Annotated in this window: 14 protein-coding genes, 1 tRNA gene and 1 other annotated feature; of the genes, 9 read left to right on the top strand and 6 right to left on the bottom strand. The window is 33.1% G+C overall.

Annotated elements, in window-relative coordinates:
* Positions 1–18: 18 nt before the first annotated feature.
* Positions 19–900, top strand: a complete 882-nt coding sequence (locus BLV37_RS05385) for a diacylglycerol/lipid kinase family protein (protein ID WP_091728363.1) — start codon at positions 19–21, stop codon at positions 898–900.
* 64 nt (positions 901–964) lie between these two features.
* Positions 965–1,243: a YkuS family protein gene (locus BLV37_RS05380; RefSeq protein WP_091728360.1), complete on the top strand. Its 279-nt coding sequence runs from the start codon at positions 965–967 to the stop codon at positions 1,241–1,243.
* 42 nt (positions 1,244–1,285) lie between these two features.
* Here BLV37_RS05380 and yyaC read toward each other — a convergent pair whose 3' ends face one another.
* Entirely contained in the window at positions 1,286–1,885 is a 600-nt protein-coding gene (gene yyaC / locus BLV37_RS05375) for a spore protease YyaC (protein WP_091728358.1), read from the bottom strand.
* Positions 1,886–2,168: 283 nt separating this feature from the next.
* On the opposite strand from yyaC, the gene BLV37_RS05370 reads away from it, so the two are divergent.
* The 3 genes from BLV37_RS05370 (at position 2,169) to BLV37_RS05360 (ending at position 6,802) form a co-directional block, all read left to right on the top strand.
* Positions 2,169–4,958 (top strand): UPF0182 family membrane protein, encoded by a 2,790-nt coding sequence (locus BLV37_RS05370; protein ID WP_091728355.1) that lies wholly within the window; start codon positions 2,169–2,171, stop codon positions 4,956–4,958.
* A gap of 77 nt (positions 4,959–5,035) precedes the next feature.
* Positions 5,036–5,243: a binding site (T-box leader), on the top strand.
* Positions 5,244–5,299: 56 nt separating this feature from the next.
* Entirely contained in the window at positions 5,300–6,577 is a 1,278-nt protein-coding gene (gene serS, locus BLV37_RS05365) for a serine--tRNA ligase (protein ID WP_091728354.1), read from the top strand.
* A gap of 51 nt (positions 6,578–6,628) precedes the next feature.
* On the top strand, positions 6,629–6,802 hold the full coding sequence (locus BLV37_RS05360) for a DUF6199 family natural product biosynthesis protein (RefSeq protein WP_091728350.1): 174 nt from the start codon (positions 6,629–6,631) through the stop codon (positions 6,800–6,802).
* A 112-nt stretch (positions 6,803–6,914) separates the two neighbouring features.
* Here the strand turns inward: BLV37_RS05360 and BLV37_RS05355 are convergent, their stop codons facing one another.
* The 4 genes from BLV37_RS05355 to BLV37_RS05340 form a co-directional block, all read right to left on the bottom strand.
* On the bottom strand, positions 6,915–8,018 hold the full coding sequence (locus BLV37_RS05355) for an ABC transporter permease subunit (protein WP_244270476.1): 1,104 nt from the start codon (positions 8,016–8,018) through the stop codon (positions 6,915–6,917).
* Positions 8,018–9,061 (bottom strand): ABC transporter permease subunit, encoded by a 1,044-nt coding sequence (locus tag BLV37_RS05350; protein WP_091728347.1) that lies wholly within the window; start codon positions 9,059–9,061, stop codon positions 8,018–8,020. The genes BLV37_RS05355 and BLV37_RS05350 overlap by 1 nt, the downstream gene beginning before the upstream one ends.
* 1 nt (position 9,062) lies before the next feature.
* The gene (locus tag BLV37_RS05345; protein ID WP_208975204.1) at positions 9,063–10,664 is read right to left on the bottom strand and encodes a sugar ABC transporter ATP-binding protein; all 1,602 of its coding nucleotides are present in this window, start codon (positions 10,662–10,664) and stop codon (positions 9,063–9,065) included.
* A gap of 68 nt (positions 10,665–10,732) precedes the next feature.
* Positions 10,733–11,857 (bottom strand): DUF3798 domain-containing protein, encoded by a 1,125-nt coding sequence (locus tag BLV37_RS05340; RefSeq protein ID WP_091728345.1) that lies wholly within the window; start codon positions 11,855–11,857, stop codon positions 10,733–10,735.
* 334 nt (positions 11,858–12,191) lie between these two features.
* Here BLV37_RS05340 and BLV37_RS05335 point away from each other — a divergent pair, with 334 nt between their 5' ends.
* From BLV37_RS05335 to BLV37_RS05320, 4 genes are all read left to right on the top strand, one after another.
* Positions 12,192–13,352 carry a D-alanyl-D-alanine carboxypeptidase family protein gene (locus BLV37_RS05335; RefSeq protein ID WP_176967880.1) on the top strand — a complete coding sequence of 387 codons (1,161 nt, stop codon included), beginning with the start codon at positions 12,192–12,194 and terminating at the stop codon, positions 13,350–13,352.
* 60 nt (positions 13,353–13,412) lie between these two features.
* Positions 13,413–13,489: transfer RNA gene (locus tag BLV37_RS05330), tRNA-Arg, on the top strand.
* A gap of 24 nt (positions 13,490–13,513) precedes the next feature.
* Positions 13,514–13,963 carry a tRNA adenosine(34) deaminase TadA gene (tadA, locus tag BLV37_RS05325; protein WP_091728340.1) on the top strand — a complete coding sequence of 150 codons (450 nt, stop codon included), beginning with the start codon at positions 13,514–13,516 and terminating at the stop codon, positions 13,961–13,963.
* Between the two features lie 105 nt (positions 13,964–14,068).
* On the top strand, positions 14,069–15,244 hold the full coding sequence (locus tag BLV37_RS05320) for an MFS transporter (protein WP_244270475.1): 1,176 nt from the start codon (positions 14,069–14,071) through the stop codon (positions 15,242–15,244).
* 109 nt (positions 15,245–15,353) lie between these two features.
* Here the strand turns inward: BLV37_RS05320 and BLV37_RS05315 are convergent.
* On the bottom strand, positions 15,354–15,590 hold a 237-nt coding region (locus BLV37_RS05315; protein ID WP_143031482.1), incomplete at its 5' end, for an IS3 family transposase.

The raw sequence follows: 15,590 nt of genomic DNA, 5'->3' as shown, positions 1-15,590 counted from the left end.
TAGGTATGGTGATATTACTTGAAAATTTTATTTGTTGTGAATCCTGTTGCAGGGACAGATAAAGCCAAAAAGCTAGTACCCCTTATTAAGGAAAAAATGGACAAGACTCATATTATATATAAGATAACTTTAACTAGTAAGCCGAAGGAAGCCACAGATATTACTATAAAAGGACTGGAAGAAGGCTTCAATAGTATCGTAGCAGTAGGTGGAGATGGAACTATAAATGAGGTTGCTATGGGAATAGTCCAAAAAGGCTATGGAACATTAGGTATTATACCAGGAGGTACTGGTAACGATTTAGCTAGAAGTCTTGACATACCCCAAGATCCAGAGGAAGCCTTATACTCCTTGCTAAGCGGTGTAACAAAAGATATTGATTTTGGCAGAATAAATGGAAAGATTTTCTTAAATGTAGCTAGTATGGGAATGGATGCTGAAATCGTAAAAAGAAATGAAAAGATAAAAAAAATAATAAAAAGTAGTATTTCATACACTATTAGCATGATTATGACCTTAGCATTATATAAAAGCAAAAGACTTACAATAGAGCTTGATAAAGATAGTATTGAAACAGATGTACTTTTAGCAGCTGTTTCAAATGGGAAATACTATGGTGGCGGTATAAAAATATGCCCTATGGCTTCAATAGATGATGGTTATTTTCATGTGGTTATCATAAAGAAAATGAGCAAGCTTAAGCTTTTTACCTTGTTTCCGTTGGTGTTTAAAGGCGAGCATATAAACATAACAGACTATGTTAGTGTATACAAATCCAAAAACGTAAATTTAAAATTTGATAATGAATTAATATTAAATATAGATGGTGAGGTTCTTACAGTAAAAGACAGCGTAAGTTTCATAACCCATAGTCAAAAAATAAAGGTATATGCAAAATAAACAAGAATAAAAAACCCTTTGATGCTAACAATAAGTATATATAGTAGCTTCAAGGGGTGTTTTTATGGGGAAAAAAATTGCAGTACAGAAAGGTTTAAGCCATATAAGAAAAGACTTAAGTAAGCTTGGCTATGAAATAGTTAACATAAATGAAGGAAAGGCTGTGGAAGCAGTAATCTATATGGCTGATGGATATGACATAGGATATCACAGTAATTTAGTTAGCATGAACAGTGGTGCTGACATGAATAAAGGCATCATATTAATTAATGCAGCAGGAAAAACTGCAGATGAAATAGATAGAATAATTTCTAATAGAATCTATAGTCCCTTATTTGAATAAGCATAAAAAAGTAGAAGTCTAGCCTCTTCTACTTTTTTTATGCTAATTGTTTAAACTCTCATATTCTTTTTCCTTAAATAATTTCCAAAAGGAAGTAATAAACCCGGCGGAAATAATATCTGCCATTCTCATGATTGTACTTAATCTTGTGTTTTGCAATATAATGTATTCCATAAAACCACCTAGATTCACTACCCCAGTTATATGTATATCACCAATATGAGGCAGGTCTTTATTTACTCCTGCACCAGGCTTTAAAGCACCTTTAGCAACGGTAATATACCCTACACGTTCTAATCTACCCAGACAAGCATCTATAGCTATGACAAAAGGATTATTATAAATAGAGTATATATGGTTAATCTTCTCTACTAGATTTTTTGCGTGTACGGGGTCATCTAGTGTACCTAAAACATAAACATTAGGATATAGCCTTGGAAGGTGTGTAAGCTTGTAACCAGTTAAAGGACCTAACGAATCTCCTGTAGACCTATCAGTTCCAACACATAATATTATAATATCCTCATAAGCATCATTATAATATTTTTCCATGTAATTATAGATAATATCGCTGAGCATTGATCTTGCAAAAGGTGAATTGGAATCTACTGAGCTTTTTTCAGTATTCAACAATATAGTCATATATCTATCCTCCAAATAACTAGTAGTGCTAAATAGAGTTTTTCCAAAAGAGATATGGTTGATACAGATAATTAAATAAAAAATGAAAAGCTTTTTATAATAAACCTTGATTGTGTTAGATATAATTATCTAATACATAATAGATATGTGTAGGATACTGGATTTATGATAAAAATGCGTAAAGCTAATATAACATAAATATAATATATGATGATTTGAATATGGTGTGTATAGATAGTATAATTAACTTATACACATTCTTCATATGATGGGAGTTGATGATTTGAAAAAAGGGAAAAGATTTGGATTAGGAATTGCTATATTTATAATAATTGTTTTTATTAGTTCTTTTACAGAAGTAGTCGATTTTATAACAGACTATCAATGGTTTAATGAATTAGGTTACACAAAAACCTTCTTCACTAAGCTAGAAAACCAGTTCTTAATAGGTATACCAACTTTTTTTGCTGTGTTTATAATAATTATGATTTATATTTTATCAGTCAAGAAGAACTATTATAAACTGGGAAATATCATTGTAGATAAGAAGGAAGAGAAAAAATTTAATATGTTTTTAAGCCTAATTTCTGCAGCTATTTCGATTTTCATGGCATCAGTAGTGTCCAACAGATTATGGCTTGAAATACTTCAGTTTAAAAATGCTACAGAATTTAATGTAAATGATCCTATTTTCAATAAAGAGATTTCATTTTATGTATTTAAGCTACCCTTATTAGGTGAAATTATTAGCTTATTAAATCTCTTGCTTTTTATGCTTATAGTAATAACAGTAGTCCTTTATCTAGTGATGCTGACAGTAAAAAGACCAGCTACAGAAGAATCTAATGTATTTGAAGAACAAAACTTTGTTAATGTAAAAAATTTATATAAAGATATTACTAAAAGGATATTAAATGTAGCGTTGATTCAAATAAGTGTAATAGGGCTTATTATGTTTTTATTATTAGGAGCTAACTATATATTAAAATCATACTATCTTCTATATTCTCCTAGAGGAGTAGTATATGGTGCAGGCTATACAGACATCAAAATTACTCTCTGGGTTTATAGAATAATGGCGGTATTAGCAGTAATATCTGCATTTGGGTTTATATACGGCGCTCTCAAGAAAAGATTAAAAATAGCATTAGCAGGTCCAATACTTCTTATAGTAGTATCTTTAGTTGGTAATTTAGCCAGTATTGCAATACAGAAATATATAGTTGAGCCTGATGAAATATCTAAAGAAGAGCAATATTTAAAATATGGGATAGAACTTACACAAAAAGCCTATGGAATAGACAATGTTGAAGAAAGAATATTTCCTGTAAGTCAAAACCTAACTAAGGAAGATATACTAGACAATGAAGAGACTATAAAAAACATAAGAATAAACGATTATTTACCTGTCAATCAAGTCTATAACCAGCTTCAAGGTATAAGACCATACTATAGATTTACAGATGTAGATATAGATAGATATTATATTGAGGGCAAATATACACAAGTATTTCTATCTGCTAGGGAGCTAGACCAAGAAAGACTAAGTGGCCAAGCTCAAACCTGGATTAACAAGCGTCTTAAATATACCCATGGTTATGGGGTTACTGCATCACAGGTAAATGAAACAACACCTGAAGGACAGCCAAAGCTTTTAATAAAAAATATACCACCTGTTACAGAAACTGATTTAAGAATTGAAAGACCAGAAATATACTTTGGAGAAATAACGAACGAATATATAATAGTAAACACAGATGAAAAGGAATTTGATTATCCAATGGGAGATGATAATCAAGAAACGATTTATGAAGGAAATGCAGGCATTGAATTAAAAGGATTAAATAAATTATTATATGCAATTAAACAAAGCGATTTTAAGCTTCTTATTTCTAGAAACATTAATTCAGACAGTAGAATAATAATGTATAGAAATATAAATGAAAGGGTAAGAAAGCTAGCACCGTTTTTACATTATGATGAGGATGCTTATATAGTTATAAATCAAGAAGATGGTAAGCTATATTGGATACTAGACGCATATTCAACTACAGACAGATATCCATATTCCCAGCCTATAAATGATTCAGGAACTAATTATGTGAGAAACTCAGTTAAAGTGGTAATAGATGCTTACAATGGAGATGTAAAATTTTATGTAGTAGATGAAAATGATCCTATAGTGATGACTTATGGTAAGATATTTAAAGATTTGTTTACAAGCATAGATAAGATGCCAAAGGGCATAAAAGAGCATATAAGATATTCTCAAGATATGTTTGATATACAAGCAGAGATATATAGAACTTATCATATAGATAATCCTAGGGTTCTTTATAACAGAGAGGATATTTGGGATATAGCTAAGGAAAAATACATGACGGAAATATTAGAGGTAGAGTCAAACTATCTTATGTTTAAGCTTCCAGGAGAAGAAAAAGCAGAATTTTTAATAACAGTTCCATATACTCCAGCCAATAGATCTAACATGATATCCTTATTAGTAGGGAGAAATGATGGGGATAACTTTGGACAGCTTATAATATATAAGTTTCCTAAGAGCGAAACTATAGATGGACCTATGCTGATTGAATCTAGAATAGACCAGGATTCTGAAATATCCCCGCAGCTTACTTTATGGAGTCAAAAAGGCTCAAACGTATTAAGAGGAAACCTACTTATAATTCCAATAGAGGATTCCCTCCTTTATGTAGAGCCAGTATATTTACAAGCAGATAATGAAAACAGTCTTCCAGAAATGAAGAGAGTAATAGTAGCATATAAAAACAAAATAGTCATGGAAGAAACTCTTGATTTAGCACTATCTAAAGTATTTGGACAGCTAACTGTAGAAGAGGATAATAAAAAACCTGGTGCTGTAGTAGATATAGACATAGAGGATAAAGATGTAGAAGAGCTTGTAAAAAGAGCCAATGAATTATTTATAAATGCAAAGGAAGCATCACAAAATGGAGATTGGGCAAAATATGGAGAGTATATTAAGCAACTAGAGGAAGTATTAGTAAGGCTAGAAAGTGTGCTTGTGCCAGAGGAAGTAGAAGAAGAACAATAATATGCATAAAGTTAGAGAATTTAGCAAATAACTATTGCAAGAAAGTTTTGTATATGTTAGAATATTCATTAAATTAATAGGATGCAATGATAGGAAATAGTAAATATATTTATATCTTAAGAGAGCCAATGGTTGGTGAGAATTGGTGCTATAGTATATTGAATCCATCCTTGAGTATTTTACTGAAAAGGTAAAACCTAAGCAGGGGATATACTGCAAAGAGTGAGCTGAATTAATTATTTAGCTAACTAGGGTGGCAACACGGGAGATTCTCTCGTCCCTTATATAATCTATAAGGGACGGGAGTTTTTTTATTTTTTAATATTAAAGGAGGAGTTAAAATGCTAGATATTAGAAGAATTAGATTAAATCCAGAAGAAGTAAAAGCTGGTCTTGCAAAAAGAAACGGTGAATATGGTATTGATAAAATATTGGAATTAGACGAAAAAAGACGCCAGCTTTTAGTTCAGGTAGAGGAAATGAAAGCAAGACAAAATCAGGTATCAAAACAGGTTCCTAAGTTGAAAAAGGAAGGTAAGGATGCAACAGAAGTATTAAATGAGATGAAAGAGCTATCTCAAAAGATTAAAGATTTAGATACTGACGTAAAAGAGGTAGAAAATCAACTAAACGATATGCTGCTTCGTATACCTAATATACCTAATCCTAATATTGCAGTAGGTGAAAGTGACGCAGATAATGTTGAGGTAAGAAAATGGGGAGAGCCTAGAAGCTTTGAATTTGAGCCTAAGGCACATTGGGACATAGGAACAGACCTTGATGTATTAGATTTTGAGAGAGCTTCAAAGATTACAGGCGCAAGATTTACTATATTCAAGGGACTAGGAGCTACCTTGGAAAGAGCAATAATCAACTTTATGCTAAACCTTCATGCTGGCCAACATGGTTATACTGAAATCTCACCACCGTTTATGGTAAATAGAGCTAGTATGACTGGAACTGGACAGCTTCCAAAGTTTGAAGAAGATGCATTTAAGATACCAGATAAGGACTTTTTCCTAGTACCCACTGCAGAAGTACCTGTTACTAATATTCATAGAGACGAAATTTTAGATGAAGAAAAGCTTCCAATATACTATACTGCATATACACCTTGCTTTAGACAAGAGGCTGGTTCAGCAGGAAGAGACACTAGAGGTCTTATAAGAAACCATCAATTTGATAAGGTAGAGCTTGTAAAGCTAGCTAAGCCACAAACTTCATATGATGAGCTTGAAAAGTTAACAGAAAATGCAGAAAAGGTGCTACAGCTATTTAATATACCTTATAGAGTAGTGGAGCTATGTACAGGAGATTTAGGGTTCTCATCTGCTAAGACCTATGATATAGAAGTATGGATGCCTAGCTACAACAGATATGTAGAGATTTCTTCTTGCAGTAACTTTGAGGACTTCCAATCAAGAAGAGCAAATCTCAAATACAGAGATAAGGAAACAGGAAAGGTAGAATATGTCCACACACTAAACGGCTCAGGTCTTGCTGTAGGAAGAACACTAGCAGCGATTCTAGAAAACTTCCAAGAAGAAGACGGATCTGTAGTCATACCTGAGGCTTTAAGACCATATGTAGGTGGATTAGAGAGGATTATTAAGAAGTAATAAAAATAAGAGAGGTGCCTAAAGCGGAAAAAGGGGGAAATTAAGATACTCATGAAAATTATCGCTAGCATAATTTTAATCATAGGAATTATAAATCCTAGATTGACATGGAAAGTATCAGAGGGATGGAAGTTTAAAGATGCCGAGCCTAGTGAAGCATATTTAATAATGTCTAGAATAGTTTCTGTAATAGTCTTAATTATAGTGTGGCTTTTTGTAGAATAAATTAAAATAGATATTAAAAGAGACCTAGAAAACATATCTAGGTCTTTTTTTAATCATCTTCTCGTGCTTTTTATAACTCATTTTGTCTTTTAATTTTTAATTCTCAATTGTTTTATAATTCTCCCTTTCTTTGCCAAGCATGGAGTGCAAGGGCAATACCTATGACACCATAGGCTACAAATACCCTAAAGAATTCACCAATCTGACTATTATTCATTAAATTTTGCCCAGCAAAAGGAGATATTATAAACAGCATATGGAAGAGGAAGGTACCTAGCAGTGCTTGACTAAAGGTGGCTTTGGTTACAGAAGCACCACCTACTAAAAGAGATGCTACGGCAAAAAGGCCTACCTGCTCATGGCTTCCATAAGTATTCAGAGTTCCTATATTTTGAAGGAAAATAAGCTGACCCCAAGCGGCTAATATCGTGGATATTATTGTAGCAATAATTCTAGTTCTTCCAACATTGATGCCTGAAACCTTTGCAATATGAAGGTTTTGTCCAGTTGCTCGCATATCTTGACCTAACTTTGTCCTAAAGAAGAAGGTCAGTAGTATGCATAATATCCCTACCATAACCATAGTGAATATTGGAATAGAAAGGCCAGGATAAGGCTTTATCTTTATCACATCGTCTAATGCATATCTAATATTGGACAAATCAATTGTATTTTTTATACCTATTCCAGTAGATAATAAAAGGCTTTCATTTATTATAGGTATAATTGGGCCTGCCAGAACTAAAAATGCAAGCTGGTACAATCCATTTGCAAAATAACCTAGAATCATACTAGTAATCATTTCTTTTCCTATTGCTTTATTTAGGACAATTCCAGTAAGATATCCAAAAACAATAGCTATAGGAGTAGATATTCCTATTGCTAATAAAAATGCCCATATTCCTTCAATGGGGAGGTTGGCAATTATTATTAGGGCTACTTGCCCAGCCATGGCTCCAAGAACTATCCCAAAATTCAGTCCCATTCCTGCTATGACAGGTATAATTAAGGATAAGACTAAAAAGGAGTTTCTTGCTAGTCTTATTATTATCTCATTTAGCAGAAATATAAAAGGTATTTCTGCAAAAACATAGCCTACTAAACAGAGAACTAGAAAAATTATAGGAACAGCATATTTTTTGAAAAATTTCCCTAAAGTCTTGCCTATGTTTTTTTTCTCCATATCTAAATCTTCAAGTCTTATATTAGTACCCATTATACCTGCTCACCTCCTGTATTTCTAGTTAGAGCGTATAGAATAATACCATTACTTACTATTATCCTGACTATTTCAGACATACTTCCTTCAGACAATATATTGATTACAGGAAGAGAAACTACTAGTAGGGACTGAAACAATAGAGTTCCAATAATTACATGAACAATATTTGCCTGTTTTAATGTGGCTCCTCCTATGAGTATGGCTGCTACAGCAGGAAAGGCAGAATAAAGGGGAGCATTATATAGCTGCAAAAATCCAAAGGACTGACTATATAAAATAATCCCTATAGAGGCTAATACAGTTGATAATATTGTTCCTAATATTCTTTCCTCATTGACGTTTATCCCGTTAGAAATAGCAAAGCCTTCATTACTACCAGCTACTTTCATTGCAGCACCCTTTTTGCTTTTACTGAAAAGCAAATACATAAAAGCACATAATAGAAAGAAACCAATAAGCCCTGTAGGAATTTTAACTCCTCCAATTGAGAAGGAAAGAAAATTATTTAATAGCTTGTCAATAGAAGATTCTAAAGACACAGTTACTCTAAGACCATTACCACCATATGCCCATATAAGCTCAGGACTTTTAAAGGGGGCTATAAGCCAGAATATGCACATGGCAGATACTATGGAAAAGCCCACATATGTACCAACAGTCATTTCTTGTCCTTTTACCTTGTTCAACATTACTCCGTATACATAGCCTGCAATTATAGCTAAAGGTATGGCAACGATAAATGAAACCCATAAGCCTGTAAATCCTGAAAGCTTAAATTCTATACTTACCAAAGCACCTATGAGACCACAGACAATGCCTATTGGCAAGGCAAAGTTTAAACCTATGCCCGATTGTATGGCAGGAACCATTGCTAGCACCAGTACACTATTCATACCAAAACGAACTAGCATATCGCTAATTAGGCTAGACAGAGGAATATCAAGAAAGACAGCAATAATCATTAAAATCAACAAAAAGGAAAATATTATCAGACGAGGTAATCCAATGCTCTTAATATACTTTTTAACTTGTTCCATATTACAGAGCCTCCTTCTTATTATATTCTCCAGCCATCATCAAGCCAAAATCTGCATCACTTGCATCAGGAGGGAAGATTCCTTCTAACCTGCCATTAAAGATAATTGCAATTCTATTTGAGATTGAACGAAGCTCTGCCAGTTCACTTGAGGTTATGATTATAGTCATGCCCAACTCTCTGTTAAGCCTGACTAATAAATCTAATATAATACTTTTAGCACCGATATCTATACCTCGAGTAGGCTCTGAAACAAGAAGGATATCAGGCTCTAATGTTAATGCTCTAGCAATACATACCTTTTGCTGATTTCCACCACTTAATTTTTGAGTAAGCTGCTTTATACTAGTACATCTAATATCTAATTCCTTAACCATACTTAAGGAGTGTTTTTTTGCTTCTTTAAAGTTAATCATTTTAAAAGGACCTATTTTTCTTATAAATCTATTTTTAGTTTGTATAGCAGATATGGCTATATTGTATTCAATGGAATCATCTAACAAAAGACCGATACCTCTTCTGTCCTCAGATACAAAGGCAATATTCCGGTTAAGTGTTTCCTTAGGATTATTTAAAGGTATAGGTTTTCCGTCTTTTAATATTTCTCCCTTTGTAGGGTAAAGTCCCATTATCCCATTGGCAATTCCTATTTTACCCTGTCCTGCTAATCCTCCTATTCCAAGTATTTCTCCTTTTTTTATCTTAAGATGAAGACCCTTTACCATTTCACCTGGCATGTTGACAAATAGATTATTTATTTCTAAGGCATAATCTTCACTATTATCATCAATACTATTCTCTGAAACTGAAGTATAGCTTCTCTCTATTTTACGCCCAACCATTAACTCTGCTATATATCTAATATTAGTGTCCTTTGTAGGTAAAGTTTTAATTACCTCTCCATCCCTTAAAACAGTAATGTTATCAGTAACACTCAATACTTCATCTAATCTATGAGAAATAAAAAGTATAGCTATGCCCATGTTCGCTAGCTTTTTAACAGCATTTAAAAAGATTTCTGCTTCAGATTCTGTAAGGACGGCAGTAGGTTCATCAAATACCAAAAGCTTTAAATTGCTTTTATCTATTTCTCTAGCTATTTCAACAAACTGCATATATCCAACAGGTAATCCTGCAACGGGCAACCATTCATCAATGTTTATTCCAAGAGTGTTCAAGGATTTTTTACTATCATTCCTCATAGAACTATAATCTAAGTTTTTAAGTTTTTGTCCAAAAGCTAAGCTTAATAAGCTTTTTTTAGTAGTTTCTCTATTAAGCTTTATATTTTCAGTTATAGTAAAACCTGGTATAAGCATGAATTCTTGATGTACCATACCAATGCCCAAGTCCATAGCTTCTCTAGGAGTTTTAGGATTACATATTTGTCCACCTATTAAGATGTCTCCTTCATAGCCTCCTGTTGAATGAATAACAGGCATTCCAAACAAAACATTCATCAGGGTAGATTTTCCTGCACCATTTTCTCCAACAAGACCATGTATTTCTCCAGATTTTATTTTAATATTTATATTTTTCAATACTTTGTTTCCTGAATAATCCTTACTTATATTTTTCATTTCTAATACATAGGTTTCTGTCAATTAAGTTTCCCCCTTTTTTTGCAAAGGTAGATTTAAATATAAGGGTTGCCCTAAGGCAACCCTATATTTTATTTAAACACTTGAGACTCAGTAACGAACATTAAGAAGTTTGGATGGCCATCTAGCTCACTTACCTGAACCTTTCCTTTTGCTGCTTTTTCTAGCAATTCAACCATTTTATCTCTATTGAATTTTCCAACATTGCCTTTTCCATATTCTATAGCATATTCTACAGCTGCATTTACCATTGCCATATTGGCAGGAGCCTTCCATGTAGCAAAATTGCCACTTCGGTTAGATTCTACAACCTTAGCATTGATTTGATCTAGCATAAACTGAACGTCCCCAGCTTTTTCTTGTGGAATTTCAATTCCCATAGCACCTGGATATGCATGGTATGGACTTGGACAGCATTGCTCAGGATATAGACCACCTTCGTTTAAGATAGACTTAATTAGAGGCTCTTGCATAGCACAGTTAGTGCTAAAGAAAGCAGTTTTTTCTCCAAGAGCATCTACCTGTCTAGGCACATCCTCAAGTATAAACTGTTGAGCTCCAGGAATTCCGGCATCACCTAACGGATCTGGCGCATCAACTTCAAGGAATTTAATACCTAGCTTAGAAGCAGTTTCTTTCATTACGTCTCTTCTACGAGATAAAAGCTCCATTGACATATGTCTTGGGAAGGAATAGTGAACAAATGTGTCTGCCCCCATATCTTTAGCAAGCTGAATTATAGTTTCTCCACGTTTAATATTATCAGTTTCAAGTAAAATATCCATTCTAGAAGAAATAGTTCCTGGGTCCTCATGAGGCACTCCACCTATGAACAGAATATCATCTCTAGTTTCTTTAACCTTGTCTATTGCTGCAGCACTTCCAGGTACTGCTTGAACTATTACTATTGCTTTAACCTTTGGATCTGCTGCTAAGCTTGTTATTTGAGCAATGGTTGTTTCCTGCTCCTGTGCAAACTTGTCTGGATATGTAACGTGCTTAATTACATCTGCCCCATATTTCTTTACCATATCCTCGCCAGCTCTGAATTCCTCCTCACCCTGAGAAACAGTACCAGTCACAAGACCGATTTTAAAGTCTAGGCCTTTGTCACTAGCAGTCTGCTTTGTACCACAGCTAGCTAATGTAAGAACCATTAAAGTGGCTAACAGTAAAGCAATTACCTTCTTATACATTTTTTTTCCCCCTTTAATTTTAAATTTATGCTCTAAATTTTGAACAGATTTATTATAAATATTTTAAAATAAAAGTTGCTATAAAGCAACAAATATTTTGAATATTAACAATATTCAGAAAAAGCCTTAATAACTAAAATTAAGGTAAAATCAATAAAGCAAAGTGAATAATAAACATTCCTTTTAAAAGATTAAACTATGATAATATATTCTATTGATTTATATTTAAAATAATTCCAAGAGAGGCTAATTTAAAATTAATGAAACTTCTGATATAATATTTAAATAGAGATAAGCATATTCAAATTACTTAATTCTAACTATGGGGGGCAAAATGAAGAAAAAATTCATATGCGTTTTAATTATAATGATAATTTTATTATCTAGTACTACATATGGGGCTGAAGACTTTTCTCAAGAAACGAGAGCTGTACTTCTAGGCGATTTTGAAAGTGGAGAGATTTTTTATGAATATAATATAGATGCTCAAATAGAAATAGCTAGCTTAACTAAGCTAATGACCTATTTATTGGCAATGGAACATGTGGATAGTGGCAAGGTAAGCTTAGACGACATAGTAACCATAAGCCATACAGCATCAAGAACACCAGGCTCCTCATTAAAGCTTAGGGAAGGGGAGGAGCTAACTCTTAGAACACTGTTAGATTCTATAATGATAGTTTCAGCTAATGATTCTTGTATAGCAATAGCAGAGCATATATCTGGAAGTGCAGATGCATTTACTAAATTAATGAATGATAAGGCTCAGGAAATAGGATTAGCAAATACAGTATACCTAAATCCTAATGGGTACCCATTGAAAAATGGAGTTCAAAATATGATGACTACTAGAGAATTATTTGAACTCTCTAGATATGTAATATCAAAGTATCCACAAATATTAGAAACAACTAAAATAAATAAAATGCTTATGCCTTCAAGAGGTTATGATAGAGATAATACTAATCCATTACTCAGCTTAATAAGTAATGTAGATGGGTTAAAAACAGGGTTTACGGATGAGGCAGGATATTGTCTAATATCTACAGTAGAAATAAAGGAAGATGAAAATAATACAAAACCCTTTAGGCTTATAGGAATAGTTATGGGGACAAAAACTGAAGAAATAAGAAAAAATGTAAGCAAGGAGCTGTTAGAATATGGCTTAGAAAACTACAGCTATAAACAGATTTTAAATAAAGATACTTCTATAAAAAAGATAGATATATTAAATGCTAAAATTTCAAAGGTAGATATTTATCCTCAAAAAGATTTGAACTTACTGGTGAAAAAAGGGGAAATAATAAAGCAAGAAATAAAGCTAGAAAAATTTTTAAAGGCCCCTTTAAAGGCCGGAGACAAAGTAGGACAGGTTCATGTGCTGGACAAAGGAGGAGAAAGCTATATTATAGATTTACATACTAAAGTATCAGTTCAAAAAATCAGTTTATTTGATAGAATTTACAATTATTTTCAAAGCAAAAAGGAATCCTAAATCATGGAGCATTGACAATAACATGAGATTAGTGTAAAATATATAGTTGTTATATAAGGTGCTCCCGTAGCTCAGCAGGATAGAGCGACGCCCTCCTAAGGCGTAGGTCGGAGGTTCGACTCCTCTCGGGTGCGCCACAATTATTTTTTGAAGGTGAAAACATGGATGAGTATTTCATGAACATAGCATTAAATCAGGCAAACAAAGCTTATAGCATCGACGAGGTACCAGTCGGTGCTATTATTGTAAAAGACCAAAAGATAATAGGAACAGGCTACAATATGAGAGAAACACTAAATGATCCCACTGCCCATGCAGAAATTATAGCAATAAAAAAAGCAAGTGAAGCTTTAGGGGCCTGGAGATTAATGGGATGCACTATGTATGTAACCATAGAGCCTTGTGCCATGTGTGCAGGAGCTATTGTAAACTCTAGAATAGAAAGAATAGTCATAGGAGCAAGAGACCCTAAAATGGGGGCTTGTGGCTCTGTAATGAATATAGTGCAAAATCCGCAGTTAAATCATAGGGCAGATATAACTTTAGGTGTAATGGAAAATGAATGCTCTAGAATAATGAAAGAGTTTTTTAAAAAGCTAAGAGAGAAGTAAACAATCTTTTATTAGTACAAAGATGGTAGATTATCTGATAATATAGTAATTGTTACAATGCTTGCTTTAAGCAAATATTCTGATAAAGGGGCAAATAAGAGAGATATGATGAATAATGCAAAAGAAAAAAACAACAGGCTGTTAATAGCATTTATTTTTATCATTATGATTTTGTCTGCAATAAGTGATAATGTCAGGGGAATTTTTGTTCCTTCTTTTAAGTCGGATTTCTCTGTAAGCAACACTCAGATAGGCACCATAATAGTCATAGGTTCCATAGGTTATATTATTTTTTCTTATTTAGGTGGGATACTATGTGAAATTATTGGACACAAAAAGGTTTTACTCATAGGAACGGGATTTATGACGCTTTCCTTAATTACATTATCTCAGAGTCCAAATTTTATTATTTTATTAATAGGTATGTTTCTCTTAAATGCAGGCTGGTCTCTCATAGGGATATCTATAAATACTATGGTACCATTATTGGCAGCTGGATTTAATGCTATTCTTATGAACCTAATACATTTTAGCTATGGAATAGGGGCCACTATAACTCAAAAAGCAACAGGAACCTTATTGTATAAGGGCATAGACTGGAGAAGTATTTATCTCTATATAGCCATATTATTTGGAATAGTATTTATTACATTTATTCCTGTCAAGACACCCTTTATTAGAAAAGCTCAAAAAGACAGTAAAATTGATTATGGATATATATTTAAAAACAAGGTTTTATATTTTTACATGATTGGTCTTGGTCTATATGTGTCATCGGAAATGGCAACAAGCAATTGGTTTGTTAATTACATGAAGGAAGCATATAATATTAGTGAAAATGTAGGGACCTATTATACCACTGTGTTTTTTGGCATATTTGCCCTAGGAAGGCTTTTTGGAGGATTTATAGTAGAAAAGCTTGGAACCACTAAAAGTGTACTAATATCATCTGTATTAGCATTTTTCTTTTATGCCCTTGGAATTATACTAGGAGAAAAGGGACTCTTTGTCATCGCTTTATCGGGACTATTTTTTGCAATTACATTCCCTACATTGATATTAACTGTAAGCAACGTGTTTAGAAAAAATAGTGCATATGCAGTTGGAATAATAACCATGGCTACATCGGCAATTAGTATGGCTATGAACTTTTTTATGGGATGGTTAAACGATGCCATGGGAGTTAGATATGCCTACTATACAATCCCAATATGCTTATTTATAAGTGCTTTTTTCATATTTCTAATACATAAAAATAGTAGCAAAAGGGAAAAACAATAGAGTAATAGAAACAACCCCTAAGAATGAACATGCCCCTGTCAAGTAGACAGTGGTAAAAATAAAAATCTTTCTACGCCAATCGTTGAACAATGGTTGGCGTAGACTCATTCTATGCAACTTTATTCTGCAAGTAATTTCTGTACTCTATTGGTGTCATACACTTTAATCGCCTTTGATACCTATGATTATTGTAATACTCTATATAATCAACAATAGCAGTTTCTAATTCGGAGTATGAATTGAATCTTCTAAGGTAATACATTTCAGATTTTAACATGCCCCAGAATGCTTCCATAGGTCCATTATCAATGCATCTTGACACTCTGGACATGCTTTGTATCATACC

The organism is Proteiniborus ethanoligenes (assembly GCF_900107485.1).
GTDB lineage: Bacteria > Bacillota > Clostridia > Tissierellales > Proteiniboraceae > Proteiniborus > Proteiniborus ethanoligenes.
The sequence above is the reverse complement of the archived record's forward strand: the minus strand, read 5'-3'. Positions and strand labels throughout refer to the sequence as shown.